The 1,443-nt window shown below is 69.0% G+C and carries 1 protein-coding gene; it reads left to right on the forward strand.

Going from position 1 to position 1,443, the window contains the following annotated elements; genetic code table 11:
* The first annotated feature begins 215 nt into the window (after positions 1–215).
* Positions 216–1,421, forward strand: a complete 1,206-nt coding sequence (locus ACLJQE_RS44590) for an IS110 family transposase (RefSeq protein WP_410645916.1) — start codon at positions 216–218, stop codon at positions 1,419–1,421.
* The last annotated feature ends 22 nt before the right edge of the window (positions 1,422–1,443 follow it).

A 1,443-nucleotide genomic window follows, 5' to 3' on the forward strand; every position in this document is an offset into this window, starting at 1 on the left:
GGCTCCCGACCAGGGAGTTGTGGTCGCCAGGCCTGGCATGACTGACGCCCCCAGTCGAACCCATGATCCGGGGGGTGGTGTCACCGGGCCTGGTGGCATCGAGGGACCGCTGATAGGGACACGGCCACCAGCTTGGTAGGTCTCGTCGTAACGTGGGTGCCGGCCATCGATGCCCAGCCTGGTGACCACGTCGCGACGACCGAACGGCATGGTGCATGAGCAGCAGTTTCGGGGTGTTCCTCGGCCTGGATGTCGGCAAGGAAGCCCATCACGCAGTCGGCCTCGACCCGGCGGGCAAGCGTCTGCATGACGGGCCGCTGCCCAACAGCGAACCGAAACTGAAGGCCTTGTTCGACAAGCTCGCCCAGCACGGACCGTTGCTGGTCGTGGTGGACCAGCCGGCCACGATCGGGGCGTTGCCGGTCGCGGTCGCCCGCGCGGTCGGACATCAGGTGGCCTATCTGCCCGGTCTGGCGATGCGCCGCATCGCCGACCTCTATCCCGGCCGGGCCAAGACCGACGCCCGGGACGCGTTCGTCATCGCCGACGCCGCTCGCTCGCTGCCGCATACGCTGCGCCCGGTCGACGTCGACGATGAGGCGTTGGCCGAGCTGGATGTGCTGGTCGGGTTCGACGACGACCTGGCCGGCGAAGCCACCCGCATCGCCAACCGGATCCGCGGTCTGCTGACCGGCATCCATCCCGCCCTCGAGCGGGCGATCGGTCCGCGGATCAGTCATCCGGCGGTGCTGGAGATCCTGTCGCGTTGCGGCGGCCCGGCCGGCATCGCCAAAGCCGGCCGCCGCAAGCTGACCGAGATCGCGAAAGTCCACGCGCCCCGGATGGGCGACAAACTCATCGACGCGATCATGGTCGCCCTGGACGAGCAGACGGTCACCGTCCCGGGCACCGCTGCCGCGGACACCGTGCTCCCGAGGCTGGCTGACAGCCTGAAAACGGTTCTCCAGCAACGCAAAGCAGTCGCGGAGCAGATTGAGGGGATACTCGATGCGCACCCTCTTGCCGGGGTCCTGACCTCGATGCCCGGCATCGGCGTCAGGACCGCCGCCCGCATCCTGCTCGAGGTCGGTGACGCCTCGAACTTCGCCAGCTCCGGCCATCTGGCCGCCTACGCCGGCATCGCTCCCGTCACCCGCAGCTCCGGCACCAGCATCAAGGGCGAGCATCCGGCCCGGACCGGCAACCGCAAACTCAAACGCGCGTTCTTCCTGGCCGCGTTCGCCGCCCTCGCCGACCCGACCAGCAGGACCTACTACGACCGCAAACGAGCCGAGGGCAAGAAGCACAACGCCGCCCTGATCTGCCTGGCCCGCCGCCGCTGCGACGTCCTCTACGCGATGCTCCGCAACGGCACCCACTACCGCCACCCCGAACCAGCTCCCGTCCCAGCCGCGGCTTGACAACCACATAGGGACACCCCCC

It is taken from the genome of Amycolatopsis sp. lyj-346 (assembly GCF_046548975.1).
In the GTDB taxonomy this organism is placed as follows: domain Bacteria; phylum Actinomycetota; class Actinomycetes; order Mycobacteriales; family Pseudonocardiaceae; genus Amycolatopsis.